This window comes from Bacillus sp. FSL R9-9834, assembly GCF_038006905.1.
Classification (GTDB): domain Bacteria; phylum Bacillota; class Bacilli; order Bacillales; family Bacillaceae_G; genus Bacillus_A; species Bacillus_A pacificus.
This window is the reverse complement of the sequence record NZ_JBBOWD010000001.1, coordinates 4,216,182-4,241,991: the sequence shown is the minus strand read 5'-3', so window position 1 is coordinate 4,241,991 and position 25,810 is coordinate 4,216,182. Positions and strand designations below refer to the sequence as shown.

Genomic DNA, 25,810 nt, shown 5'->3' with positions numbered 1-25,810 from the left:
ATGATTAAAATTACGATAAGTCGCACGAAATTAGGAAGTATCCAATCATTTAAAATGACTGGACATGCCGATTATGCGCCACATGGACAAGATCTTGTCTGTGCTGGAACTACAGCGGTTGTGTTTGGTTCCATAAATGCTGTGGAAGAACTTTGTAATGTGCAGGCAACTATTGAACTCGGAAGTGATGGTGGATTCTTAACGTATGAATTGCCTAATGATTTAGACGTTCATACAGCAGAAAAAGCACAGATACTTTTAGAAGGATTGGTTGTTTCGCTTAAGACGATCGAACTTGATTACGGAAAGTATATCCGTTTAATAGAAAAAGTGCAGGAGGTGTAACGTATGTTAAGATTAGATCTTCAGTTTTTCGCATCTAAGAAAGGTGTAGGTAGTACAAAGAACGGTCGTGACTCTCAGTCAAAACGTCTTGGTGCTAAACGCGCAGATGGTCAAACGGTTACAGGTGGTTCAATTCTTTACCGTCAACGCGGTACAAAAATTTATCCAGGTGTTAACGTTGGTCGTGGTGGCGATGACACTTTATACGCGAAAGTTGACGGCGTAGTACGCTTCGAGCGTCTTGGCCGTGACCGCAAACAAGTGAGCGTATATCCTGTTGCTCAAGAAGCATAAGAACTCACGGAAAACTCTAACCTGAGTGCAGGTTAGAGTTTTTCTATATTAAGGAGTATCTAAATGAATAAAAAATGGACAATTATAGATGCATTGCGCCATTCAAGACATGATTGGCTCAATCGTATGCAGATGGTGAAAGGAAACCTTTCCCTTGGAAAAGTGGAAGAAATTCATAGTCTCATCGATCGTTTTGTCCAAGAAGCGAGACAAGAATCCAATCTGATGGGGCTATCAATGCCTTTATTTTCAGAGTGGATTTTAACATATAATTGGAAACAGCAGCCGTGCTTATTGGAGTACGAAGTATTAGGGAATTTACATAACTTATCTCACTTAGATGAGACTGTATGTACATGGACGAATCAATTTTTCTCAATGCTTCAGCATAGTTTAGACGTATATGTTGAAAATTATGTTTGTATCACAATTGAATGTGACGCGGAGAATGCTCGTTTCTTTTTTGATTTTCGTGGTAAGCTAACGAGTGTAGAAGAACTACAGAATTGGCTTGCGAACCAAAACAATAAATGGTATTCCATTTCTTATACAGTAAGAGACGAAGAAGTCTCAGTTATATTACAACCAATTGAAAAAAGTGTGGTGAAATAATGTTTGTAGATCAGGTCAAGATATATGTAAAAGGCGGCGACGGTGGTAACGGAATGGTTGCGTATCGTCGTGAGAAGTATGTTCCAAAAGGTGGCCCAGCAGGTGGCGACGGTGGTAAAGGTGCAGATGTTGTTTTCGTTGTTGAAGAAGGCTTACGTACATTAATGGATTTCCGCTACCAACGTCATTTCAAAGCTGATCGTGGTCAGCACGGAATGAGTAAAGGGCAGCACGGTCGTAAAGCTGAAGATTTAATCGTTAAAGTTCCACCTGGAACGGTAGTAAAAGATGAAAAAACAGGCCAAATTCTTGCGGATTTAGTAACACATGGACAATCAGCTGTTATTGCAAGAGGTGGCCGTGGTGGTCGTGGTAACTCACGTTTTGCTACTCCAACGAACCCAGCGCCAGAAATCGCTGAGAACGGGGAACCAGGTCAAGAGCGTGATGTCATTCTAGAACTTAAAGTACTAGCAGACGTTGGACTTGTTGGATTCCCAAGTGTAGGTAAATCTACATTATTATCTGTCGTATCATCAGCACGTCCGAAAATTGCAGAGTATCACTTCACAACAATCGTTCCAAATCTTGGTGTTGTTGAAACTGGTGATAACCGCAGCTTCGTTATGGCTGACCTTCCTGGACTAATTGAAGGCGCACATGCTGGCGTCGGACTTGGTCATCAATTCCTGCGTCATATTGAGCGTACACGTGTAATCGTGCATGTAATTGATATGTCTGGTTTAGAAGGCCGTGATCCATATGAAGATTACGTAACGATTAATAATGAATTAAAAGAATACAATCTTCGCCTAACGGAGCGTCCACAAGTTGTTGTTGCAAACAAAATGGATATGCCAGATGCAGAAGAAAACTTACAAGCATTTAAAGAGAAAGTGGGAGACGAAGTAAAAATCTTCCCAATCTCAGCTGTAACGAAACAAGGTGTTCGTGATTTACTATTTGAAGTAGCGAACTTATTAGAAACAACACCTGAATTCCCAATACATGAAGTAGCGGATGAGTCTGATACAAGTGTAATGTACAAACTTGAGACTGAAGGTGTTAAATTTGACATTACACGTGAAAGTGATGGCACGTTTGTTATCTCTGGTTATGATATCGAGAAAACATTCAAGATGACAGACTTCTCACGTGATGAATCTGTACGTCGTTTCGCTCGCCAAATGCGCGGAATGGGTATTGATGAAGCGCTTCGTGCACGTGGCGCAAAAGACGGAGATATTGTAAAAATTCTTGAATATGAATTTGAATTTATCGACTAAGACTGCCGAAATACGGCAGTCTTTTTTTATCTCACTTTAATGGGCAGTAAGACCCCTATCTCAAAATGTAGCGAAAGCAAAGAAGTTAGGTGGAGGGAAGAAAAACCCCCCACTGATTAAAGGTTCACTTTATATCGTAAAAGTCTGATTTATACAGGAAAAAATCCCCACTAATTAAATTTTCAATTTATAATAGAAAAAGAAGTGGTTTTATAAGAACTTTTTATGGGGAGAAAGTGAACATGTATAAAATATTAATCGTAGAAGATGATGAGAAAATCGCGGGGATATTAGAGGAACATTTAGAAAGGTATGGCTATCAGTCATTTAGAGCGAGTGATTTACGGCATATAAAAGATGAGTTTGTAAAAGTAAATCCACATCTCGTGTTACTTGATATTAATTTACCGTATTTTGATGGTTTCTATTGGTGTCGTCAAATCCGCACTGTATCGAATGCACCAATTATTTTTGTTTCTGCAAGAACGGGGGAAATGGATCAAGTAATGGCAATTGAAAATGGCGGAGATGATTACATTACGAAGCCATTCCATTTAGACATTGTAATGGCTAAGGTGAAAAGTGCACTTCGTCGTGGGTATGGTGAGTATGCTTCTGCGGCAGAAAGCGATTGTTTAGGTGTAAATGGACTGTTGTTATTCCCATCTCAGCACGTTGTTGAGTGGCAAGGACAACAAACAGAACTGACAAAAAATGAATTTTACTTATTAGAGTGTTTAATGAAACAAGCAAATCAATATGTAACGCGCGAAGAATTGTTAGAAGCCCTCTGGGATGAGGTAGCTTTTGTTGATGATAATACATTAACCGTAAATGTAAAACGTGTAAGGAAGAAACTAGAGGAGCTCGGCATTAAAAATGCAATTGTAACGAAACGTGGATACGGTTATGCGCTTCTTACAGAGTGGGGAGAAGGACATGAAGGTTAAAGATTACCTTATGGACCGCTTTTCTTTAATTCTTTCTTACATTATTAGCCTCTGTTTATTTGGGCTCGTTTTGCAGTTGCAAAGTCTTTTAGAAAAGCGATCTATTGATTGGAATACATGGTTATACGGACTTTTATTAGGGATAGTTGTGTTTACTGTATACCTTATTTACGATTACCGAAAACGGAGTGTATTTTTAAGGAGGATCGAAAAATATGTTACTAGCGGAAATACATTACATGATTCCTTACTTATTGATACTTCTTATACGGCAGAGCAAGAGATGGTCGTTGAATCGTTTACGCTATTAAGACAGCAATATATGAATGAAGTTCATAAACAACATGCAAAAGAACAACAGCAAATGATATTTATGAACCAATGGATTCATCAAATGAAAACACCGGTATCTGTTATTGAGTTGCTATTACAGAAGTTTGGTAAAGAGCATCGTGAAGCAAGAGCGACAGTTGAAAGTATTCGTGAAGAAAATAATCGCATACTAAATGGTTTAGATTTAGCGTTACATATGGCAAGGTTAGAGCAGTTTGCGAAAGATTATAAAGTAGAAGTAGTAAATGTGATAGATATTATTAGAGGTATTATTAATGAAAATAGAAAGTCCTTCATTCAATCGTCTGTATTTCCGAAAGTGATGTTTGAGGAAGATACTTGTATGGTTGCCTCTGATAGAAAATGGCTTAGTATTGCTATAGGACAAATTGTTGTAAATGCAATTAAGTATACAAAAATTTCGGAAGCAGAGAAAAAGGAAATTCAATTTCAAATTGAAGAGAAAGATCAAAAGGTGTTATTACATATTAAGGACAATGGAATCGGTATTCCAGAGCAAGATGTAAAGCGTATATTTGATCCATTCTTTACAGGGGTAAATGGCCGGAAAACGAGAGAAGCGACTGGAATGGGTTTATATATTACGAAGGAAATTTGTGATAATTTACATCACGGTATGTATGTGCAATCGGCTGAAGGGGAAGGGACAACATTCACGTTCCAATTTGCAAAAGATGAAGAATATCATACATTAATGAGAAAAATGACAAAACTGTAAGATAACAAAACGTTTTGTAAGGGAAATCACTCGTTTCTTTTTCTTATTTTTCTTATAGTAAATGTAAGAAGAAAACACATAGGGGGATTAGAAATGAGTGTTCTTGAAGTAAAAGGATTAACGAAGGTGTACCAATCAAAAGGTTCAGTAGCGACGACTGCTTTAAACGATATAAATTTTAAAATAGAAGAAGGCGAATTTGTAGGGATTATGGGTCCTTCAGGGAGCGGGAAAACAACGCTTTTAAATTTATTAGCAACAATTGATAAGCAAACTTCAGGGCATGTGCTTGTAAATGGGGAAGAAATTAATCAAATGCGTGCTGCAAAATTAGCAGAGTTTCGCCGTACACATTTAGGATTCATTTTCCAAGATTTTAACTTACTTGATACGTTATCGATTAAAGAAAATATCATTTTACCACTTGTAATGGCGAAGAAATCTGTAAATGAAATCGATGCAAAAGTGCTTGAGATTGCAAAGTTTTTAAATATCGAGGGCATTTTAAATAAAAAGGTATATGAAGTATCAGGTGGCCAACAACAACGTGCAGCAGCTGCGAGAGCGATCATTCATGAACCGACGTTAATTTTAGCAGATGAGCCAACTGGAAACTTAGATTCTAAGTCGGCAAAATCATTAATGAGCGCGTTGCAAGATTTGCATGAACAAAAGAAAGTAACAATTGCAATGGTAACGCATGATCCAGTAGCGGCGAGTTATTGCGAACGTATTCTTTTCATACGTGATGGAGAGATTTTCTCAGAAATACATAAGGGAAGAACGAAACAAGCCTTTTTCCAAGAAATTCTGGACGTACTTGCGATGCTAGGAGGGGAATATCATGAACTTTCGCCAGCTCGCGCTTAATAATGTAAAAGGAAATTGGCGTAACTATAAAGCGTTTCTTATAAGCAGTTGTTTATCGATAGTCGTATTTTTCATGTATGCTTCCTTCATTTATCATCCAGATGTTGTAGGCGGTAATATTAGTATGAGGGAGATGATTTCAAAAGGGTTAGAATCGATGAATTATATTGTAGTCATCTTCTCAGCACTCTTTATTTTATATGCAAATTCAACGTTTTTACGAGCAAGGAAAAAAGAGTTTGGTCTATTAACATTAATAGGCGGAACAAAATCTCAGCTTGGCCGAATGATTATATTAGAACAGCTTATGTTAGGTAGTATTGCAATTGTAGTAGGTATTGGACTTGGTATGCTTTGTTCCAAATTATTCTTCCAAGCATTAAGCGTAATATTGAAAATAGATAAAACACTTCCACTCGTATGGAATAGTAAAGCGGTTTTGATTACAGCGGGTGTATACTTTATTTTATTTTTAATCTTATCATTGTTTAGCGTTTGGACAGTAGGACGCTTGCAAATTATTGATTTATTAAGAGAAGCAAGAAAGCAAAAAGTAGAGCCTTTTGCATTTACATGGTTATGTGTAGCCGGTATAGGATGTATTATTGCTGCATATGTTCTTTGTTTCCAAGTAACCATTATGAATTTTATTATATATTTCTTACCAATTGTAGGATTGACCATTGGCGGAACGTATTTACTATTTACACAAGGAAGTACAGTTGTATTAAAAGCATTGCAAAAACGAAAACAATCTTTTTATACATATCCAAATATGTTCGTACTTAGCAATCTTATTTATAAAATGAAGGATAATGCTCGTTTTTTATTTGTAATTTCTATCATTACGGCGGTAGTATCTTCAGCAGTTGGTACGCTTTATGTATATTTTGAAAATATGAGTGCGAAAACGATAGAGCTTACGCCACATGCTATTTCATATGAGGAAAAGGGATTAAATACGCATAGCCTTATTAATGAAGAAAAAGTACAAGAGATTGTAAAAAGAAATGGGTTTGAAGATGCACGAAAAGTAACCTATGTAAAACTACCTGCAACACAGAAAATAATGTTGTTTAACAGTGAACGTGAAGTACCAATGGCGATTATTTCAGAAAAAGAATATAACGCGGAAGTGCGTAAACAAAAGAAAGAGCAAATTACAGAGGTTCATAATGCACCAGGTAGCGCGACGATGGTTATGGTTGATGCAGCAAATGAACTTATGAAAATAGATCGTACGAAACCGTATGAATTTAAGATTAACGGACAAAAGCAGTCTGTTCAATTAAACGAGCCAACGTCATATTCTGTTTTTAACGATAGCGAATATCTTATTGTGAATGATCAAGATTTTGAGAAATACGCAAAGCTCGTACCAGATGAAGAAAAGACGAAATATTACGGTTATTATATCGAGGATTGGAAAAATACAGAAAATCTTGTATTAGATTTGAAAAATGAAATTGCACCAGAAAAGCAAGGAGAATTGAGAAATTCAGTGTTTGCGTATAAGGATATAAGAGAAGGTGGAGCAATTACAATGTTCATCGGTTTCTTCGTAGCAGTACTATTCTTCTTCTTCGCTTGTAGTATGACATACTTTAAATGGTTTAACGATAAAGAGCAAGATCGTATTCAATTTAAATCGTTAAAGAGAATCGGTATGACAGATAAAGAAATTCGTAAAATTGCAATTCGACAAATGGGCGTTATCTTCTTTATCCCAATTGTAATTGGTGCCATTCATAGTGGATTTGCTCTTCATACGTTAGGAAAAATGCTTTATCTCGATTTATGGAAATCAGGTGCGCTTGTAATTGGAGCATACATTTTAGCTTCTGCGATTTACTTTATGATCGCGCAAAGAGGATATTTAAAACACGTGCAAAGCTAGAGAAACCTCTAGCTTTTTGCCTATGTAGTAAGTTACAGGAGGACGATAGATGAATATTCGGCAACTAGCGCTGCAAAATATAAAAGGAAATTGGCGTAATTATAAAGTGTTTTTCTTAAGTAGTTGTTTTGCAATATTTGCGTCTTTTGCATACATGTCTGTCATTGTACATCCGTATATGCAGGAGACGATGTGGTATCAAAACGTACGCTGGGGACTGATCATATGTAATGTTATTATCATTTCTTTTTTCGTCATATTTATTTTGTACTCTACTTCTATTTTCATAGAGGCACGTAAGAAAGAATTAGGATTATATATGTTAATGGGAGCGACGAAATCTAACGTAATTGGCGTAATTATGACCGAGCAAATGTTGATCGGAGTATTTGCTAATATTTTTGGCATTGGGCTTGGCATGATCTTTTTAAAGCTCTTCTTTATGGTGTTTAGTATGTTACTGGGGCTTCCGAAAGAACTCCCTGTCATATTTGACGTAAGGGCGATTGGTGTAACATTTATTACATATATGGTCGTTTTTATTTTGTTATCTTTTATAAGTGCTTTACGTATATGGAATATAAAAATCATTCGGTTATTGAAAGAATTTCGAGCAGATAAAAAAGAGAAGAAAACATCAATGTGGCTTTGTATATTCGGTTTTATTTGTTTAGGGATAGGATATGCGTTAGCGTTGCAAGCGACGATGCCAACGATAGCGTTATACTTTTTCCCTGTGTCTATACTTGTTTTTTTCGGAACATACTTTTCTTTTACACACGGTACAATCCAATTGTTAGAAATGATTAAACGAAATAAAAAGATTATGTATACATATCCGTATTTATTTATAGTGAATCAATTATCACATCGAATGAAGGAAAATGGTCGCTTTTTCTTTATGCTTTCTATGGCAACGACATTTGTAGTTACAGCAACAGGTACGGTGTTCTTATATTTTTCTGGTATGCAAGATATGTGGCGTGGCGGGGGCGTGCACTCATTTTCTTACATAGAAAAAGGTGCTTCTTCTCATGAAGTCTTTGCGGAGGGCACGGTTGAACAATTATTGCACCAATATGGATATGATGATTTTCAACTTATGAGTTTTGTTGGAGTGTATGCATCTTTTCAGTCCAATAAAGGAGAAACAGAAGTAGCGCCGCTTATAAAGGAAAGTGAGTACAATCAAGAGGCGCGAAAACAAAAACAGAAAACGTATCATCCTAAAAAAGGAACAGTTACACTTGTTTATTATAATAAATACAATAATTCGAATGTATATAATCAAAAAGAGATTCAATTGCAAGTAATGAATCAACCATATCAATTCGGATTTAACGGTCAGAAAGAAGGGGTTCAATTTAACCATCATCCTTCGCACATTAATGGTCTGTTCTTCGTTATGAATGATGAAGATTTTGACAGTATAGCAAATAAGGTTCCGGATTCTGAAAAAATGATATATCGAGGCTACACATTACCCAATATCGAAAATACGAAAAAATTAAATGAAGCTTTACGGAAACATATAAAACAAGATGATAATAACGCATTTCGAAGTAATATGGAGTTATATGTGAATATGAAAGAGTTCGGCGATATTACTCTATTTGTAGGCTCATTCATTAGTATATTATTCTTTCTTACTTCATGTAGTATTGTATATTTTAAATGGTTTCATAATATTTCATCAGATAGAAAGCAGTACGAAGCGCTATCTAAGCTTGGAATGACGAAAGAAGAAGTGTGGAAGATTTCTCGCTGGCAATTGTGTATGCTATTTTTTGCACCAATTATAGTAGGGAGTATGCATAGTGCAGTTGCGTTATATACGTTTCATAATACGGTCTTTATGGACGGATCATTAAGAAAAGTAGGCGTATTTATTTTGTTCTACATTGCTGCATGCATTATTTATTTCTTCTTCGCCCAAAGAGAATATAGGAAACATTTAGACTAGCAAATGCTAGTCTTTTTTTAATATTCGAAATTTGCATAGAAGAATATAAAAAAGTATGGTATAACAGTAAGAAAACGAAAAAGAGGGGAAAAGACGATGATTCGAGTAGGATATTTAGGACCAGAAGCAACATTTACAAATATGGCGGTGAGTCGTTTTTTTCCGGAAGCAGAGCATGTACCGTATCGAACGATTCCAGATTGTATGGATGCAGCTGCAAATGGAAATGTAGATTATGCAGTGGTACCACTAGAAAATGCCATAGAAGGTTCAGTGAATATAACGATTGATTATCTTGTACATGAGCAACCACTTTCTATTGTAGGAGAAATTACAGTGCCCATTCAGCAACATTTACTTGTACATCCGCAGTATGCAGAAGTGTGGGAAGAAGTATATGCAGTGCATTCTCATCCACACGCTATTGCGCAATGTCATAAGTTTTTAAATGAAGAATTAAAAGGGATAACTGCTCGAGATATGACATCAACAAGTGCTGCAGCGCAATATGTGAAAGAACATCCTGAAGAAAAAATTGCGGCTATTGCAAATGAAGCGGCTGCAGAGAAATACGGATTAACGATCGTAAGACGAAGTATTCATACACATAAAAATAATCATACACGTTTCCTAGTGCTCCATAAGAAAAAGAAAGCAATACTCTCAAATAATGGAGAAAACCGCGGAGAGAAAACGACGCTTATGATAACGTTACCTGCTGATTATGCAGGGGCACTATATCAAGTGTTATCAGCTTTCGCATGGAGAAAATTAAACTTATCTAAAATCGAATCGCGCCCGATGAAAACAGGACTTGGAAATTACTTTTTCTTAATCGATGTCGATAAAGCATACGATGACGTATTATTGCCAGGCGTAACGATGGAACTTGAAGCACTTGGTTTTTCTGTTACGGTGCTGGGGAGTTATTCTTCTTATTGGTTATAAGGGGGAGTTAGGTTATACCGTGTGATAGATCAATAAAATCCCACCTATAAATGGTGGGATTCTTTATTTTAACTTCGCAAGACGATCTTCTAATTGATCACGCCAAACGTCAGCTAGTGCTGGAACAGCAAGAATCTTTTCGATGCCATCTCTATCTTTTCTATTATGAAAATAAATTTCGTTAGAGAACAAGACAGAAACATTACTCGGTTGACGCTCTAGTAATGTGATTTTTGAATCTTTACGTACAGTACCTTCCTGAAGAACGCGGCATAGGTAGCCAGTAAATCCAGTTGCTACAATGCGCGGCAGTATGCCAGGAATGCCGAGGCGTTTTGAAATCGTACTACAAGGTACTCTTGCTTGTGTCACCTGAATGATTGCTTCACCTAATTTGTATGTATCTCCGATGCATACATCACGCTCTAACATATTTGTTACGGTAATGTTTTCGCCAAATGCAGAAGCTGGGAGTGTTGTTTGAAATTCCTCTTCCCATAGTGCGTAATGCTCGTGTGGATACACGCAAACGGCGCGATCAGGTCCACCATGGTGTTTTAAATCAGCTACATCATCACCAAGGAAGCCATCTTTTGATAGGAAAGCTTCTTCGGTAAGTTCTTTACATATACCGGTAATCATTTCTTTATCTTCGCTATATTTCATTTGTTTCGGTTTGCCAATACTAAAGTGTACGAGTTCAATTCCCATATTTGATCTCCTTTACGATTGATTACAATATTATAGCATTAAAAAAGCACAGAGAATGATAAAAACTCTGTGCTTTACATTAATAAACGAGAAAACCGGCTTTATCTAGTGCCTCGCAAGCTGCATCTAACTTTTCTTTTGAATCTGCCTCAATAGTATGTAAGTGAATACCGTCCGTTAGTTGCGATAGATAGGAAGCATTTGTGTTTTCAATTTTTTGTAAATATTGCTCTACATCAAAGCGATTGCTTACCATGATGGATGCTGTTAAGTCACCGTATACAGGATGCTCAACTTTTACATCTTTAATTGTAACGCCGTGGTCAACAAGCATTGTAAGTTCTTGACGTACTTCTGCTGGCTTATGTTGGCATACAATTACGCGTTCGAAAGCTTGTTGTTTCTCTTGTGGTTTTAAATATAAATAGCCTTGAGCAGTCGCAATGATTGGTTCGTTTCGTGCTTTAAGCAAGGAAATATCTTGCACGATAACTTGTCTACTTACATTCGTTTTTTTCGATAGCTCATTCCCGGATAACGGTTCATTTGCAGCGAGAAGCCACTGAAGGATAAGCTGTCGTCTTTCTTCACCTAAAATCTTTTTTTGTTCGTTTTGTTTCATTATGATTTAACACCTCTATAAAATTGATTTCCAATTGTGTGTAGTGCATGAATAGTAGTATCAATTTGATCTTTCGTTGTTTGTTGTCCGAAAGAGAAGCGGACATATTGTTTTGCCTCTTCATACGTTTTTCCAATTGCAAGCATTGTTTTCGAAGGTTCTTGTTTACCAACTTGGCAAGCACTTCCGGTAGAAATGGCAATACCGCGGCGATTACATTCTAGCATTGTATATTGGCCTTCTATTCCTTTTATTGTAACCCCAATAATATGTGGTAAACAAGAAGTAGAATGACCTTCTACTTCAATTTTTAGCGGAAGTGTTCGTATTTGCTCTAAAAAGTAAGATCGTAACTCTTTAAAACGTAAACTTTCTTCTTGTTGATTTTTTAATATATTCTCAGCAGCTGTTAAAAAAGCTGCGATGCCAGGAACGTTCACTGTACCTGGACGAAATCCTTTTTCGTGAGAAGTCCCCGGAAATATTTGCGTCCAGCGAACTTGCGGATTGATATAGCAAGCGCCGACACCTTTTGGTCCGTATATTTTATGTGCTGAAACAGAAAGACTATCAATCCCCATCTCAAAAACATGGATAGGAAGTTTACCAAAGGTTTGTACACAATCTGAATGAAATAAAACGTTATATTTTTTTAAAAGTGCCCCGATCTCTGCGATATTTTGAACGGTTCCGATTTCAGAGTTTCCGTGCTGTATACTTGCTAGAACAGTATCTTCTGTAATAGCTGCTTCTAAATCTATTAAACGAATGAGTCCATTTTTATCAACAGGAATTTCAGTAATTGTATACCCTTTTGATTGTAAGGATTGAAAATAACTTCGAATGGATGCATGTTCCATAGGTGTCGTAATAATATGCTTCTTATTTTGGGCATTGAGAAGGGACTGAATCGCAAGGTAGTTTGATTCTGACCCACCGCTCGTGAAGAATACTCCTTGTTCCTTTCCGCCAATCATTTCGGCAAATGTTTTTCTACAAACTTGTAATAAAGAAGAGGCCGTTCCTCCAATATCGTGTAAACTTTGTTCATTTCCGAAGTATTGCGATGCTGCTTTCATATATGTTTGTAATGCTTCCGCGCTCATAGGTGTAGTAGCTGCATAATCAAGATATATCATCATGTAAGTTCCTCTCTCTAGTAAGAGTTACATTTCTTTTATTTTTTAAATGGTAGTGAAAATAAGAATTATAAAAAAACTCTTGTCATTATTTTAAAACTATGTAAATATAGGTGTCAAGACAGTTGAAAAGTGTAAAGTAGGAGGCAACAATTATGCCAAGTGCAGATGTCTTAATTATTGGAAGTGGCGTTGCGGCACTTCGTGTTGCAAAAGAGATTTGTCACGAAAATAATGTGATTATTATCACAAAGGAAACGAATCGTAATAATAATACATATTTAGCGCAAGGTGGAATTGCCGCAGCGATAGCTACATATGACAATCCAAATGATCATTTTGAAGATACGTTAGTAGCAGGATGTCATTATAACAATGAAGATGCGGTTCGTTATTTAGTTGAAGAAGGGCCGAATGAAATGAATCATCTCATTGAAAATGGAATGAAATTTGATGGAGATGAAACGGGCCCTCACCTTGGAAAAGAAGGTGCACATCGGAAGCGTCGTATTTTACATGCAGGTGGCGATGCAACAGGAAAGAATTTATTAGAGCATTTCATTCAAGAAGTAGTTCCGTACGTTACGGTAGTGGAACAGGAAATGGTGCTTGATTTTATTATAGAAAACGAAAAATGTGCTGGAGTTTTAACGCGAGATAGTGAAGGGAAGTTGAAGCGTTACGATGCAGATTATACGGTGTTAGCCTCAGGCGGGATTGGTGGTTTATATGCCTTTACTTCTAATGACAAAACAATTACGGGTGATGGACTTGCGATGGTGTACCGCGCGGGTGGGGAGCTTGTAGATTTAGAATTTGTACAATTCCATCCAACGATGTTATATGCGGGCGGGCGATGCTGTGGCCTCGTCTCTGAAGCGGTCCGCGGTGAAGGGGCTGTCCTTATAAATGGAAAAGGGCAGCGTTTTATGATGGATATACACCCAGACCACGATCTCGCTCCGCGTGATGTAGTGGCAAGAGCGATTCATGAACAGCTTTTGTCGGGTGAAAAAGTGTATTTGAACATTGAGTCTATCCAAAATTTTGAAGAACGTTTTCCAACTGTATCATCATTGTGTAAAAAGAATGGTGTTCATATAAATGAAAAACGCATTCCGGTCGTACCTGGTGCTCATTTCCATATGGGCGGCGTGAAAACAAACTGTGATGGAGAGACGTCCATTCCACATTTATATGCGGTTGGTGAAGTAGCTTGTAACGGTGTTCATGGAGCCAATAGATTAGCGAGTAATTCATTATTAGAAGGTCTTGTGTTTGGAAAAAGAATAGGACAACATATTTTAACGAAAGCGACAAAAGACAGATTGAACAACTTTGCTGAGAAGGAAAAGAAGTTTATCGTTCTGAATCATTTGCCGACGAAAGAAGAAATACAAGAATGTATGATGAAATACGTTGGGATTGTGCGAACAGAACAAAGTTTATCTTATGCAAAGAGATGGCTTAGTAAATACGGTGTTCGAAATATGATATTGCAACATGATGCTCTTACAAATGAAGAGATAACGATTGTGAATATGTTAACAGTTTGTGAGCTTATCGTCGTATCAGCTTTGCAAAGAGAAGAAAGCATTGGTGGCCATTATCGAAGTGATTATCCACATAGAAATAGCGTGAAAAAAGAAATCGTTCGAGTGAAAAGAAAACTACAACTTGTGTAATGAGGGGAAGAGGGGCTTTATGAATACGATAAAGGTTAAAGAAGCATTAAATCGATTTTTTCTAGAAGATATAGGAGAAAGAGATGTAACATCTCAGCTTATTTTTCCAGATAATTTACTTTCAAAAGGAACGTTTCTTGCAAAGGATACAGGGGTCTTTGCGGGACGTTTAGTCATTGAAGAAGGGTTTAAATTAATTGATGAGAGAATTGAAGTGGAGCTTCATAAAAAAGATGGAGATCTTGTAGAAAAAGGCGAAATAATTGCAACTGTCCAAGGACCAATCGCATCGTTATTAACGGCAGAGCGCGTTATATTAAACATTATCCAGCGTATGAGCGGGATAGCGACAATGACATACGAGGCTGTTCGTGCCTTAGATAGCAGCCATACACGCATTTGTGATACGCGAAAAACGATGCCAGGGCTACGCATGTTTGATAAGTATGCAGTCGTGTGCGGAGGCGGATTTAATCACCGCTTCGGCCTATATGACGGTGTCATGATCAAAGATAATCATATTGCTTTTGCTGGTTCTATTACGAAAGCTGTTACATCGGTGAAAGAAAAAGTAGGGCATATGGTGAAAGTAGAAGTGGAAACAGAAACAGAGGAGCAAGTGAGAGAAGCTGTAGCTGCTGGTGCAGATATTATTATGTTTGATAACCGTACACCAGATGAGATTCGGGAGTTTTCAAAGATTGTACCAAGTGCCATCGTTACGGAAGCATCAGGAGGCATTACAATTGAAGATTTATCGAAATACGGAAAAACAGGGGTAGATTATATTTCACTTGGATCGTTAACACATTCAGTGAAAGCACTTGATATTAGTTTCAATATTGAGGCGTAAGGAAAGTGGCTTAGAGGGGGAGAAAGGAATATGAGTATTTTAGAAAAAGTACAACCGATTGAAACGATGTTACCAGAGCGTTATTACACGATGTCAACAGAAGATATGGAAAAGCGGGTTCGTGAAATTAAAGAAAAAATGGGGGAAACACTATTTATTCCAGGCCATCATTACCAAAAAGATGAAGTGGTACAATTTTCTGATGCAGCAGGAGATTCACTTCAGCTTGCGCAAGTTGCAGCGAGCAATAAAAAGGCGAAATATATTGTATTTTGCGGTGTACACTTTATGGCAGAAACAGCAGATATGTTAACGACAGATGATCAAATCGTTATCTTACCAGATATGCGTGCAGGTTGTTCGATGGCAGATATGGCAGATATTGAACAAACAGAAAGAGCGTGGAAAGAGCTCACAAAATTATTTGGAGATACGATGATTCCGTTAACGTATGTAAACTCTACAGCTGCAATTAAAGCGTTTTGCGGTCGTAATGGCGGAGCGACAGTAACTTCTTCTAATGCAAAACAAATGGTATCTTGGGCGTTTACACAAAAAGAGCGTCTCGTCTTTTTACCGGACCAACATTTAGGAAGAAATACAGCGTACGACTTAGGTATCCCGTTAGATAAAATGGCAGTATGGGATCCGTATACAGATTCATTAGAGTACGAGGGAGATATAGAAGAAATTCAAGTGATTTTATGGAAAGGACATTGTTCTGTTCATCAAAATTTTACAGTGAAAAACATTGAGAACGTACGGAAAAATCAGCCGGACATGAACATTATTGTACATCCAGAATGTTGCTACGAAGTTGTAGCTGCTTCGGATTATGCAGGTTCAACGAAATACATTATTGATATGATTGAAGCGGCTCCATCCGGAAGTAAATGGGCGATTGGTACAGAAATGAATTTAGTGAACCGAATTATTCAACAACATCCAGATAAAGAAATTGTTTCACTTAATCCGTTTATGTGTCCGTGTTTAACGATGAACCGAATTGACCTACCGCACTTATTATGGGCACTTGAAACGATAGAAAAAGGAGGAGAAATTAACGTTATTAGCGTAGATAAACAAGTGACTGAAGAGGCAGTTGTTGCATTAAATCGTATGTTAGAGCGTGTGTAAAGCAGCGGATTCCCGTTGCTTTTTTTCGTACATATAATCATAACGAGAACAAAATGGGCATACATTGTTTTGAAGAAATCATTGCGATTATCTTATACTTATTCCGCTTCTAATGATATTGAAAATCGAAGAAGTGATACAAGTGAAAAGAGGTTAACGTTATTTAGAAAGGGTTACTTCATGAGATTTGTTACTTATAGATAAGTTATACAGGAGGGGGAAAATTTGAAAATTCATATCGTGCAAAAAGGGGATACCCTTTGGAAAATTGCGAAAAAGTACGGAGTGGATTTTGATACGTTGAAAAAAACAAATACACAACTTAGCAATCCAGATTTAATTATGCCAGGTATGAAAATTAAAGTACCATCAAACAGTGTACACGTAAAACAGCATGCTGGAGCAGGTTCAGCACCTCCAAAACAATACGTAAAAGAAGTGCAACAAAAAGAATTTGCAGCAACGCCAACGCCGCTTGGAATAGAAGACGAGGAAGAAGTTACGTATCAATCAGCACCAATTACACAAGAGCCTGCCATGCAACAAACACAAAAAGAAGTGCAAGTAAAACCACAGAAGGAAATGCAAGTGAAACCACAGAAGGAAATGCAAGTGAAACCACAGAAGGAAATGCAAGTGAAACCACAAAAAGAAGTACAGGTAAAACCACAGAAGGAAATACAAGTGAAGCCGCAAAAAGAAATACAGGTGAAACCGCAAAAAGAGGTGCAAAAAGAACAGCCAATTCAAAAGGAAAAACCAGTTGAAAAACCGTCTGTTATTCAAAAACCACCTGTTATAGAAAAACAAAAACCAGCGGAAAAAGAAAATACGAAGTTTTCGGTAAATGTGTTACCGCAACCGCCGCAACCACCAATAAAAACGAAAAAAGAATATAAAATTTCAGATGTAATTAAAAAGGGAAGCGAGTTAATTGCTCCTCAAATTAATAAAATGAAACCTAATAACATCATTTCTCCGCAAACGAAAAAAGATAATATAGTGTCACCGCAAGTAAAGAAAGAAAATGTAGGAAACATAGTGTCACCGCAAGTAAAGAAAGAAAATGTAGGGAATATAGTATCACCGCAAGTGAAGAAAGAAAATGTAGGAAATATAGTATCACCACAAGTAAAGAAAGAAAATGTAGGAAATATAGTATCACCGCAAGTAAAGAAAGAAAATATAGGAAACATAGTGTCACCGCAAGTGAAGAAAGAAAATGTAGGAAATATAGTATCGCCGCAAGTGAAGAAAGAAAATGTAGGAAATATAGTGTCACCAAATGTATCGAAAGACAATGTAGTTATTCCGCAAGTAATACCGCCAAATATTCAAGTGCCAAACATAATGCCAATGTTGGATAATAATCAACCACCAAACATAATGCCAATGTTGGATAATAATCAACCACCAAATATAATGCCAATCATGGATAACAATCAACCACCAAATATAATGCCAATCATGGATAATAACCCAATACCAAACATAATGCCGATCATGGATAACAACCAAATGCCGAACATGATGCCGATCATGGATAACAACCAAATGCCAAATATGATGCCAATCATGGATAACAATCAAATGCCGAATATGATGCCGATCATGGATAACAATCAAATGCCAAATATGATGCCGATCATGGATAATAATCAACCACCGAATGTGATGCCGCCGAATCCGTATTATCAACAACAAAATCCATACTATGGTATGCCGTATCAGCAAGGAGCGCCGTTTGGACCACAGTATACGTCTATGCCAAATCCAAATATGATGCCGATGGATAATAATATGCCGCCGCTTGTGCAAGGAGAGGAAGATTGTGGATGCGGTGGAGAGAGTAGGCTATATAGTCCACAACCTGGAGGGCCGCAATACGCGAATCCTTTATATTATCAACCAACTCAATCAGCATATGCACCACAGCCAGGAACGATGTATTATCAACCAGATCCACCAAATGTATTTGGGGAGCCAGTTTCAGAAGAAGAGGATGAAGAAGAAGTTTAAAAAAAGGTGGGATGATTATTCCCACCTTTTTTGTATGTAAAGTCGTTCTGAAAACGGAAGAGCTATATCAAATGTTAGAAAATTCCCAGTGAAATATTAACAGTGTAAAAACCTGCTCTGTTACTCATCATAAGAGGGAGCTTTTCAGAAGAGAAGCTCATTCTAACAGAGGGGGTTTTTCTATTGAATACGAAAGTAAAAGTGATTGCTGCTTCTTTGTTAGTTACTAGTGCATTAGCTGCATGTGGTACACCAAAAAACAATGCAATGGATGGACGTAACTACAATTACGAGCGTACATCTTATAATGATACTCACCAGTATCGTGATAATGTGACGCGTAACGATCGTTATACAGACTATGTAACATATAGAAATGGTCGTAACGATACAGGATACAACTATTACCGTGATGTAAATTACAACGGTCAAATTGCTAATCCGCATCCAACACGTAATATTACAATGAACAATTCATACATTAACAATGATGGTAAAACTGCAGAAAGAATTACGAATCGTGTGAAACGTATGAATAACGTGGACCGCGTGTCTACAGTTGTATATGGAAACGATGTAGCGATTGCAGTAAAACCACGTAATACAGTGACAAATGAAACGGCGATGGCGAACGAAATTAGTCAAGCTGTTGCAAATGAAGTTGGAAACAGAAACGTATATGTTTCTGTAAGAAATGACATGTTTACTCGTGTCGATGCAATGAGTACACGCTTACGTAACGGTACAGTTACAAACGACTTTAATCGTGACATAGTAAATATGTTCCGAGATATTCGTTACGGTTTAACTGGTACAGTGCGATAGCAAAACAAAAGAGGAAGGGTAGCCCTTCCTCTTTATTCATCGTCGTCTTGTAAACGACGCTTTTTTATAAAATAACTAACGGAGTAAGATACTAAAAAGCATATGAAGAGAATACTGCCTGTTAAAATAGCTTCAAAGAGAGGTCTTTCTGGACTGAAAATGATATAAATAATAGCCATAACGATTCCTACAATAAGAGAGCGTAAAACAAGTTTGTAATAAGGAGTTAACTTTATTTCTTTTTCACTTTCTTCCACATCAATTGAAACGCTTAACTGTAAATAACTAAGCACAATACTCGTAAGAATAAATAATAGCCATAATGGAGATTTCGTCATTTGATCTAGTCCTTCAGTGAATCCGATATAGCCTAAAATTCCAATTATACCAAGTGATTGAAAAAGAAAGGCAATACGTATATTTTTTAATGTTTGCAGAATGAGACGTTCATCTTTTATTTTTTTCACAATATCCATCTCCTGTTTATGATGATTTTGCTGTTATATTAATTGTAACATATATATTGCATTTATCAATTTATAATTTACATATAATTTGTTTGGATGAAAGAGGAAATAAAATATTTTTATAAACATGTTGCACTTATACTTTATTAATGTTATATTAGCAAAGCGATGAGCTAATTTACGTAAGACGAGAGATATGCTTAAGTGCTAAACACGCGAATGTGGTCGCCTGGTCTCTCGCCGTAAACGCATCAAGACGCCTGCTTTGCAGGCGTCTTTCATTTTATATGAATGTAATGGGAAGAGTGGAGGAATCCAATCTTCCTTTTTTTATCGAAAAAGAGCCTGAAAATAAAGTTATTTACAACTGCGAATGAAAGAGTTACTATTTAATGGTAATATATTACATGTTTTATATATAAGGTTGGGATGAATAGGATATGGAGAATTTTGAATGTAGAAATACAGAAGTTGTATTAGAGAAATTTCAGGTTGTAACACCTATATTTCAGGCATTAGGAGATGAGAATCGTCAACAAATTATTATGCTGTTATTAGAAAACAAACAGATGAATGTAACGCAAATAACAGATAAAATGGGGATTTCTAGACCAGCTGTTTCGCATCATTTGAAAATTTTAAGGCAAGCAGAACTAATTGTAGCGGATCGACATGGAAAAGAAATTTTTTATTCTATAATAGCCGGAGAATTTTTAAAACAGGTGAAGGATTTACTTCAAGCAATAGAATCGAATTATTAATTTTTTTTAACTAACAAGTAAACAAGTTTAAACTTTTAAACTTGTTTACTTGAAAGGGGTAATAAAAATGAACAGAATAAATCGTATGTATGTCATTATGTTACTTGTTCCTTTATTTTGGGGTGGATCTTTTGCAACAGCAGAGCATGTTATTACTGAAATTCCACCGATTACAGCGGCAACAATTCGTTTTGGTTTAGCGGGTTGTATTTTAATGGGCATAGTTTTTATGAAATCTGAGTGGAATACAAGTTTGTTATTAAAGAATTGGAAAGGGCTGTTATTTGTATCATTAACAGGTATTTTTGGCTACAATGTTTTTTTCTTTATGGGACTTAACTATACTTCCACTTTGAATGGCTCGCTTATTATTGCTACAATGCCCGTTTTTGTAACCTTAGGAGCAATATTATTTTTTAAAGAGTCTTGGAGTATAAAAGTCGGAATAAGTTTAATGTTGTCTCTTATCGGTGTAATAGTTGTTATTACGAGCGGTTCAATGAATACACTTATGTCTTTGTCATTTAATAAGGGCGATCTTTTATTTATAGCTGCTTTAATCAGTGGGGTGTTATATAGCTTAACAGGAAAAAAAGTTATGAGTGGTGTCTCCCCTTTATTAACTACAATGAGTATGACGGTATTGGGTACTGTGTTTTTAGCAGGCCTTTCTCTATATGAAGATGGATGGGGAAAGGTTGGGACGTTTTCTTTACAGGGATGGATAGAAATGTTGTATATGGTCATATGCGGGACGTTAATTGGATATATCGTGTTTAATAAAGGAGTAGAAGAGTTAGGTGCAAGCAAAGCGAGTATGTATTTAAATCTAACTCCTATTGTAGCTACTTGTATATCAGTTGTCCTATATGGAGCAGCTGTTACGTGGCAACAAATAGTTGGAATGGCAATCGTATTAATTGGAGTCTATATAGCGACGGTACAATCCAATAAAGATATAAAAAAGCTTTCAAGTAATCAATATGTTTCGAAATAGGTAGAAATCATTGGACTCTATAAGTCTTAATGAGAGTAATCTATGAATTAGGGATAAAACCCCATGCCCATCAACTTAAGAATTTTCACTACCCCCAAGTGACAAAAAACGTTATTCTTTCTAAAAAGCTAGCTAGAAAGGGTGACATTTTTTATGAATCTTTCGATTCAAGATGAATTACAACTATTTTCTGAAGAACTGTATCGTCATTTAACCCCTTCTCTTTTGGAAGAACTCGCAAAAGAATTAGGTTTTGTAAAAAGAAAACGAAAGTTTTCTGGAAATGAATTAGCTACCATATGTATTTGGGTAAGTCAACGTACAGCGAGTGACTCGCTTGTTCGACTATGCAGTCAATTACATGCGGCCACAGGCACTCTTATGAGTCCAGAAGGACTCAATAAACGCTTTGATAAAAAAGCGGTTGAATTTTTGAAATATATTTTTTCGGCATTATGGAAAAGTAAAATCTGTGAAACATCGGCCATTTCAAGCGCGGCGCTCACGTATTTTCAACGAATTCGTATTTTAGATGCGACGATTTTCCAAGTACCAAAACATTTAGCCCATGTATATCCTGGATCAGGTGGTTGTGCACAAACAGCGGGTATCAAGATTCAATTAGAATATGACTTACATAGCGGACAGTTTCTAAACTTTCAGATAGGTCCAGGAAAAAATAATGATAAGACCTTTGGAACAGAATGCTTAGACACATTACGTCCAAGCGATTTATGTATCCGTGATTTAGGTTATTTTTCATTAGAAGACTTAGATCAAATGGATCAACGAGGTGCTTATTATATATCCAGATTAAAATTAAACCATACCGTGTATGTAAAAAATCCGTTTCCAGAATACTTTCGAAACGGAACCGTAAAAAAGCAATCACAGTATATCCAAGTTGATTTAGAACATATTATGAACAATTTAAAACCCGGTCAAACATACGAAATAAAAGAAGCTTACATTGGAAAGAATCAAAAACTATTCACACGTGTAATTATCTATCGTTTAACAGACAAACAGATACAGGAACGTAGAAAAAAACAAAGTTACACTGAAAGTAAAAAGGGTATTACATTTTCAGAAAAGAGTAAACGATTAACGGGTATCAACATATATGTCTCAAATACGCCTGAAGGAGTTGTTCCGATGGAACAAATACATGACTTTTACTCCCTTCGCTGGCAAATAGAAATTATTTTTAAAACGTGGAAATCCTTATTTCAAATTCATCATTGGCAAACTATCAAAAAAGAGCGATTAGAATGTCATGTGTATGGAAGACTTATTGCCATCTTTATCTGTTCTTCTACGATGTTTAAGATGCGTAAACTTCTTTTGCAAAAGAACAAAAGAGAATTAAGTGAATATAAAGCCATTGGGATGATTCAAGATCATGTATCGCTGTTATATCAAGCGATACAGAGAAACACCCAAAATCTAACAAAGATTTTAATCCGTTTGTTCGACCTCCTACAGAAGAATGGACGGAAATCTCATCGATATGAGAAGAAAACTATCTTTGATATTATGGGTGTTGTCTATGAGTATAATGGGTTTGGAAAACAAAAGAAAGCTGCATAATTTTTAAAATGAAACTCGTTAGAGTTTATTTGGTGTGTGTACTTTTCAATACCAAAAGTACATTACGTGTTTTTTAGTTTGTTTGAACGAAAGTTCATTTTGTTTTCGTTCTTAAGTTGATGGGCATGGGATAAAACCCCCATTTCCGGAAAAACTACTAATGAAAGTATGATCTTGCCTAAAAGAGGTGAACGGAAATGAAATGGATACTGATTGCGATGCAAGCTTTCGTTATGATGTTTTGTTTCGTTTATGGAACGAATGCGAAGGCGGAAGGGCCAGTACCAGAAGTAACAGAGAAAGACCCTCAAGTTACAATTTTATTAGAGCGAATGTATGTTGATGGAGAAGTAAGTGAGGAAATCTTTACAGAAAAAGTAGCAAACTTAGAAAAGTTTTTACAGCAGTATAAAGAATGGCAGCTCGTTGATCGTGATGATGTACAAATCGTATTACAAAAGAAAGTTGACGATATTTCTCCGTTATTAAAAACGAGCGGTTATTTTGGAGTGTCAGAGGAAGGGATATTACAAATTTTCAAAGGTGTACCGAAAAGCGATAATGCGATTCATTCCTTCTTTCAAATTGATATGAAAAAGCTTGAGAGTTATGAGCGTGCGAAATTGAAACGTGGTATTCGTATTAAATCAAAAGAAGGTTTTGTGAAGACGATTGAAAAAATGAAACAATATGCAGTGCAAAATAAGAAAAAAAGCAGTTCATAGTGAGCTGCTTTTTTTCTTATTTATTTTTATCTAAAATTTGTTTTACGATTTCATCGATTAGCATATCTTTTCCGATTGGATTGAAAGCTTTCGTAGGAAAATAACAGAAGTTTCAAATAGAGAACATTTGTTGGGGCAGTCTCGCTTTTCTATCATTAAATATGTTAAAATGGAATACATGATTTAAGAGGGAGAGATTGTATTTTGTTTGAATATGTTACAGGTTACGTGGAGTATGTAGGACCGGAATATGTCGTAATTGATCATAATGGAATTGGTTATCAAATTTTCACACCGAATCCGTATGTATTTCAAAGAAGTAAGCAAGAAATCCGTGTCTATACATATCATTATGTGAGAGAAGATATTATGGCGCTTTACGGGTTTAAAACACGTGAAGAGCGTTTATTATTTACAAAGTTGTTAGGTGTGTCTGGTATTGGACCAAAAGGCGCTCTTGCAATATTAGCTTCTGGTCAAACAGGACAGGTCGTTCAAGCGATTGAACATGAAGACGAGAAGTTTTTAGTGAAGTTCCCGGGCGTAGGAAAGAAAACAGCGCGCCAAATGATTTTAGATTTAAAAGGAAAACTAGCAGACGTTGTACCAGATGCATTTGTTGATTTATTCTCAGACGAAGAACGTTTTGATGAGAAGAAAGGTTCGTCAGCGGAGCTTGATGAGGCGCTGGAAGCTCTGCGCGCACTTGGATACGCGGAACGAGAAGTTTCTCGCGTTGTACCAGAGTTATTAAAAGAATCATTAACGACGGATCAGTATATTAAAAAGGCACTTAGTCTTTTACTAAATGGTAAGAGGTGAGTATAATGGACGAACGTCTCCTTTCAGGGGAATCTGCATATGAAGATGCGGATTTAGAATATTCATTACGGCCACAGACGCTCCGTCAGTATATTGGCCAAGATAAAGCGAAACATAATTTAGAGGTGTTTATTGAAGCGGCGAAAATGCGTGAAGAAACGTTAGATCACGTGCTTTTATATGGACCACCAGGTCTTGGTAAAACGACGCTTGCGAATATTATTGCCAATGAAATGGGCGTAAATGTTAGAACAACTTCAGGACCGGCAATTGAAAGACCAGGTGATTTAGCAGCTGTATTAACATCGCTTCAACCAGGGGATGTATTATTTATTGATGAAATTCATCGTTTGCATAGATCAATTGAAGAAGTACTATATCCTGCGATGGAAGATTTTTGCCTTGATATTGTAATTGGAAAAGGACCTTCAGCACGGTCTGTACGTTTAGATTTACCGCCATTTACATTAGTTGGAGCAACGACGCGTGCAGGTGCGTTATCAGCGCCGCTTCGTGACCGTTTCGGTGTGCTTTCAAGATTAGAGTATTATACAGTAGATCAGCTTTCTGAGATTGTTGAACGTACAGCAGAAGTATTCGAAGTTGAAATTGACTCGTTAGCCGCACTAGAAATTGCAAGACGTGCTCGTGGTACACCTCGTATTGCAAATCGTTTATTACGACGTGTACGAGATTTTGCACAAGTTCGTGGTAACGGAACGGTTACGATGGAAATTACACAAATGGCATTAGAATTGCTGCAAGTAGATAAATTAGGTCTAGATCATATTGACCATAAATTATTGCTTGGTATTATTGAGAAGTTCCGTGGTGGTCCAGTTGGATTAGAAACGGTTTCGGCAACGATTGGAGAAGAATCTCATACAATTGAAGATGTGTATGAGCCGTATTTATTACAAATTGGCTTTTTACAACGAACGCCAAGGGGTCGAATTGTAACGCCACTTGCATATGAGCATTTCGGAATGGAGATGCCAAAAGTATGACGGAGATGCCAAAAATGCTTATTACAGCAGGGATCTTACTTATCGTTGTTGGCTTAGCTTGGAAGTTCATTGGAAGACTTCCAGGCGATATTTTTGTGAAAAAAGGAAACGTTACCTTTTATTTTCCTATCATTACATGTATTGTGTTAAGTATTGTATTATCTTTTATTATGTATATAATAAATCGATTCAAATAAGAAATAGGTGGATATA

At 36.6% G+C, this 25,810-nt stretch carries 25 protein-coding genes and 1 pseudogene; 22 read left to right on the top strand and 4 right to left on the bottom strand.

Annotated features, from left to right (window positions below):
• The 10 genes from MKY00_RS22120 to pheA all read left to right on the top strand — a co-directional run bounded on the left by MKY00_RS22120 (position 1) and on the right by pheA (position 10,237).
• Positions 1-345, top strand: a complete 345-nt coding sequence (locus tag MKY00_RS22120; protein ID WP_001993153.1) for a ribosomal-processing cysteine protease Prp — start codon at positions 1-3, stop codon at positions 343-345.
• A gap of 3 nt (positions 346-348) precedes the next feature.
• Positions 349-639, top strand: coding sequence for a 50S ribosomal protein L27 (rpmA, locus tag MKY00_RS22115; RefSeq protein ID WP_000944958.1), 291 nt, complete (start codon positions 349-351; stop codon positions 637-639).
• 63 nt (positions 640-702) lie between these two features.
• Positions 703-1,251 (top strand): sporulation initiation phosphotransferase B, encoded by a 549-nt coding sequence (locus MKY00_RS22110; protein ID WP_001037006.1) that lies wholly within the window; start codon positions 703-705, stop codon positions 1,249-1,251.
• Positions 1,251-2,537, top strand: coding sequence for a GTPase ObgE (gene obgE / locus MKY00_RS22105; RefSeq protein ID WP_000497114.1), 1,287 nt, complete (start codon positions 1,251-1,253; stop codon positions 2,535-2,537). The genes MKY00_RS22110 and obgE overlap by 1 nt, the downstream gene beginning before the upstream one ends.
• 242 nt (positions 2,538-2,779) lie before the next feature.
• Positions 2,780-3,487: a response regulator transcription factor gene (locus MKY00_RS22100; protein ID WP_000276717.1), complete on the top strand. Its 708-nt coding sequence runs from the start codon at positions 2,780-2,782 to the stop codon at positions 3,485-3,487.
• A complete protein-coding gene (locus tag MKY00_RS22095; RefSeq protein WP_016718544.1) occupies positions 3,477-4,559 on the top strand; it encodes a HAMP domain-containing histidine kinase in 1,083 nt (360 codons plus the stop codon). The genes MKY00_RS22100 and MKY00_RS22095 overlap by 11 nt, the downstream gene beginning before the upstream one ends.
• Positions 4,560-4,652: 93 nt before the next feature.
• Entirely contained in the window at positions 4,653-5,429 is a 777-nt protein-coding gene (locus tag MKY00_RS22090) for an ABC transporter ATP-binding protein (RefSeq protein WP_000114533.1), read from the top strand.
• A complete protein-coding gene (locus MKY00_RS22085; RefSeq protein WP_016718543.1) occupies positions 5,404-7,326 on the top strand; it encodes an ABC transporter permease in 1,923 nt (640 codons plus the stop codon). Before MKY00_RS22090 ends, MKY00_RS22085 begins: the two co-directional genes overlap by 26 nt.
• 49 nt (positions 7,327-7,375) lie before the next feature.
• Entirely contained in the window at positions 7,376-9,289 is a 1,914-nt protein-coding gene (locus MKY00_RS22080; RefSeq protein WP_016718542.1) for an ABC transporter permease, read from the top strand.
• Positions 9,290-9,385: 96 nt separating this feature from the next.
• Entirely contained in the window at positions 9,386-10,237 is an 852-nt protein-coding gene (pheA, locus tag MKY00_RS22075) for a prephenate dehydratase (RefSeq protein WP_000621719.1), read from the top strand.
• Between the two features lie 63 nt (positions 10,238-10,300).
• Here pheA and MKY00_RS22070 read toward each other — a convergent pair whose 3' ends face one another.
• The 3 genes from MKY00_RS22070 to MKY00_RS22060 all read right to left on the bottom strand — a co-directional run bounded on the left by MKY00_RS22070 (position 10,301) and on the right by MKY00_RS22060 (position 12,712).
• Complete coding sequence (locus tag MKY00_RS22070; RefSeq protein WP_016718541.1) at positions 10,301-10,948, bottom strand: MOSC domain-containing protein; 648 nt, start codon at positions 10,946-10,948, stop codon at positions 10,301-10,303.
• A 79-nt stretch (positions 10,949-11,027) separates the two neighbouring features.
• The gene (locus MKY00_RS22065) at positions 11,028-11,570 is read right to left on the bottom strand and encodes a transcription repressor NadR (protein WP_000812272.1); all 543 of its coding nucleotides are present in this window, start codon (positions 11,568-11,570) and stop codon (positions 11,028-11,030) included.
• A complete protein-coding gene (locus tag MKY00_RS22060; protein WP_016718540.1) occupies positions 11,570-12,712 on the bottom strand; it encodes an IscS subfamily cysteine desulfurase in 1,143 nt (380 codons plus the stop codon). The genes MKY00_RS22065 and MKY00_RS22060 overlap by 1 nt, the downstream gene beginning before the upstream one ends.
• A 152-nt stretch (positions 12,713-12,864) precedes the next feature.
• On the opposite strand from MKY00_RS22060, the gene nadB reads away from it, so the two are divergent.
• The 5 genes and pseudogenes from nadB to MKY00_RS22035 all read left to right on the top strand — a co-directional run bounded on the left by nadB (position 12,865) and on the right by MKY00_RS22035 (position 19,228).
• Positions 12,865-14,394, top strand: coding sequence for an L-aspartate oxidase (gene nadB / locus MKY00_RS22055; RefSeq protein ID WP_016718539.1), 1,530 nt, complete (start codon positions 12,865-12,867; stop codon positions 14,392-14,394).
• 19 nt (positions 14,395-14,413) lie between these two features.
• Positions 14,414-15,247, top strand: a complete 834-nt coding sequence (gene nadC / locus MKY00_RS22050; RefSeq protein WP_016718538.1) for a carboxylating nicotinate-nucleotide diphosphorylase — start codon at positions 14,414-14,416, stop codon at positions 15,245-15,247.
• A 30-nt stretch (positions 15,248-15,277) separates the two neighbouring features.
• Complete coding sequence (gene nadA / locus MKY00_RS22045; RefSeq protein WP_016718537.1) at positions 15,278-16,384, top strand: quinolinate synthase NadA; 1,107 nt, start codon at positions 15,278-15,280, stop codon at positions 16,382-16,384.
• A 225-nt stretch (positions 16,385-16,609) separates the two neighbouring features.
• A pseudogene (safA, locus tag MKY00_RS30240) lies at positions 16,610-16,766 on the top strand (SafA/ExsA family spore coat assembly protein); the annotation flags it as partial.
• Between the two features lie 1,820 nt (positions 16,767-18,586).
• Positions 18,587-19,228, top strand: coding sequence for a YhcN/YlaJ family sporulation lipoprotein (locus tag MKY00_RS22035; RefSeq protein WP_016718535.1), 642 nt, complete (start codon positions 18,587-18,589; stop codon positions 19,226-19,228).
• Between the two features lie 32 nt (positions 19,229-19,260).
• Here the strand turns inward: MKY00_RS22035 and MKY00_RS22030 are convergent, their stop codons facing one another.
• Positions 19,261-19,704, bottom strand: coding sequence for a branched-chain amino acid ABC transporter substrate-binding protein (locus MKY00_RS22030; RefSeq protein WP_073529878.1), 444 nt, complete (start codon positions 19,702-19,704; stop codon positions 19,261-19,263).
• Between the two features lie 431 nt (positions 19,705-20,135).
• Between MKY00_RS22030 and MKY00_RS22025 the strand changes: the two genes are divergently transcribed.
• The 7 genes from MKY00_RS22025 to MKY00_RS21995 all read left to right on the top strand — a co-directional run bounded on the left by MKY00_RS22025 (position 20,136) and on the right by MKY00_RS21995 (position 25,794).
• Positions 20,136-20,456 carry an ArsR/SmtB family transcription factor gene (locus MKY00_RS22025; protein ID WP_000426920.1) on the top strand — a complete coding sequence of 107 codons (321 nt, stop codon included), beginning with the start codon at positions 20,136-20,138 and terminating at the stop codon, positions 20,454-20,456.
• Between the two features lie 67 nt (positions 20,457-20,523).
• Complete coding sequence (locus MKY00_RS22020) at positions 20,524-21,453, top strand: DMT family transporter (RefSeq protein ID WP_016718533.1); 930 nt, start codon at positions 20,524-20,526, stop codon at positions 21,451-21,453.
• A 153-nt stretch (positions 21,454-21,606) separates the two neighbouring features.
• Positions 21,607-23,043, top strand: a complete 1,437-nt coding sequence (locus MKY00_RS22015; RefSeq protein WP_001053964.1) for an IS4 family transposase — start codon at positions 21,607-21,609, stop codon at positions 23,041-23,043.
• Positions 23,044-23,240: 197 nt separating this feature from the next.
• On the top strand, positions 23,241-23,768 hold the full coding sequence (locus tag MKY00_RS22010; protein WP_074585705.1) for a BofC C-terminal domain-containing protein: 528 nt from the start codon (positions 23,241-23,243) through the stop codon (positions 23,766-23,768).
• A gap of 204 nt (positions 23,769-23,972) precedes the next feature.
• Complete coding sequence (ruvA, locus tag MKY00_RS22005) at positions 23,973-24,590, top strand: Holliday junction DNA helicase RuvA (protein WP_000464508.1); 618 nt, start codon at positions 23,973-23,975, stop codon at positions 24,588-24,590.
• Positions 24,591-24,595: 5 nt separating this feature from the next.
• Entirely contained in the window at positions 24,596-25,597 is a 1,002-nt protein-coding gene (gene ruvB, locus MKY00_RS22000; RefSeq protein WP_000344461.1) for a Holliday junction branch migration DNA helicase RuvB, read from the top strand.
• A complete protein-coding gene (locus MKY00_RS21995; protein ID WP_016718531.1) occupies positions 25,594-25,794 on the top strand; it encodes a DUF2905 domain-containing protein in 201 nt (66 codons plus the stop codon). The genes ruvB and MKY00_RS21995 overlap by 4 nt, the downstream gene beginning before the upstream one ends.
• The last annotated feature ends 16 nt before the right edge of the window (positions 25,795-25,810 follow it).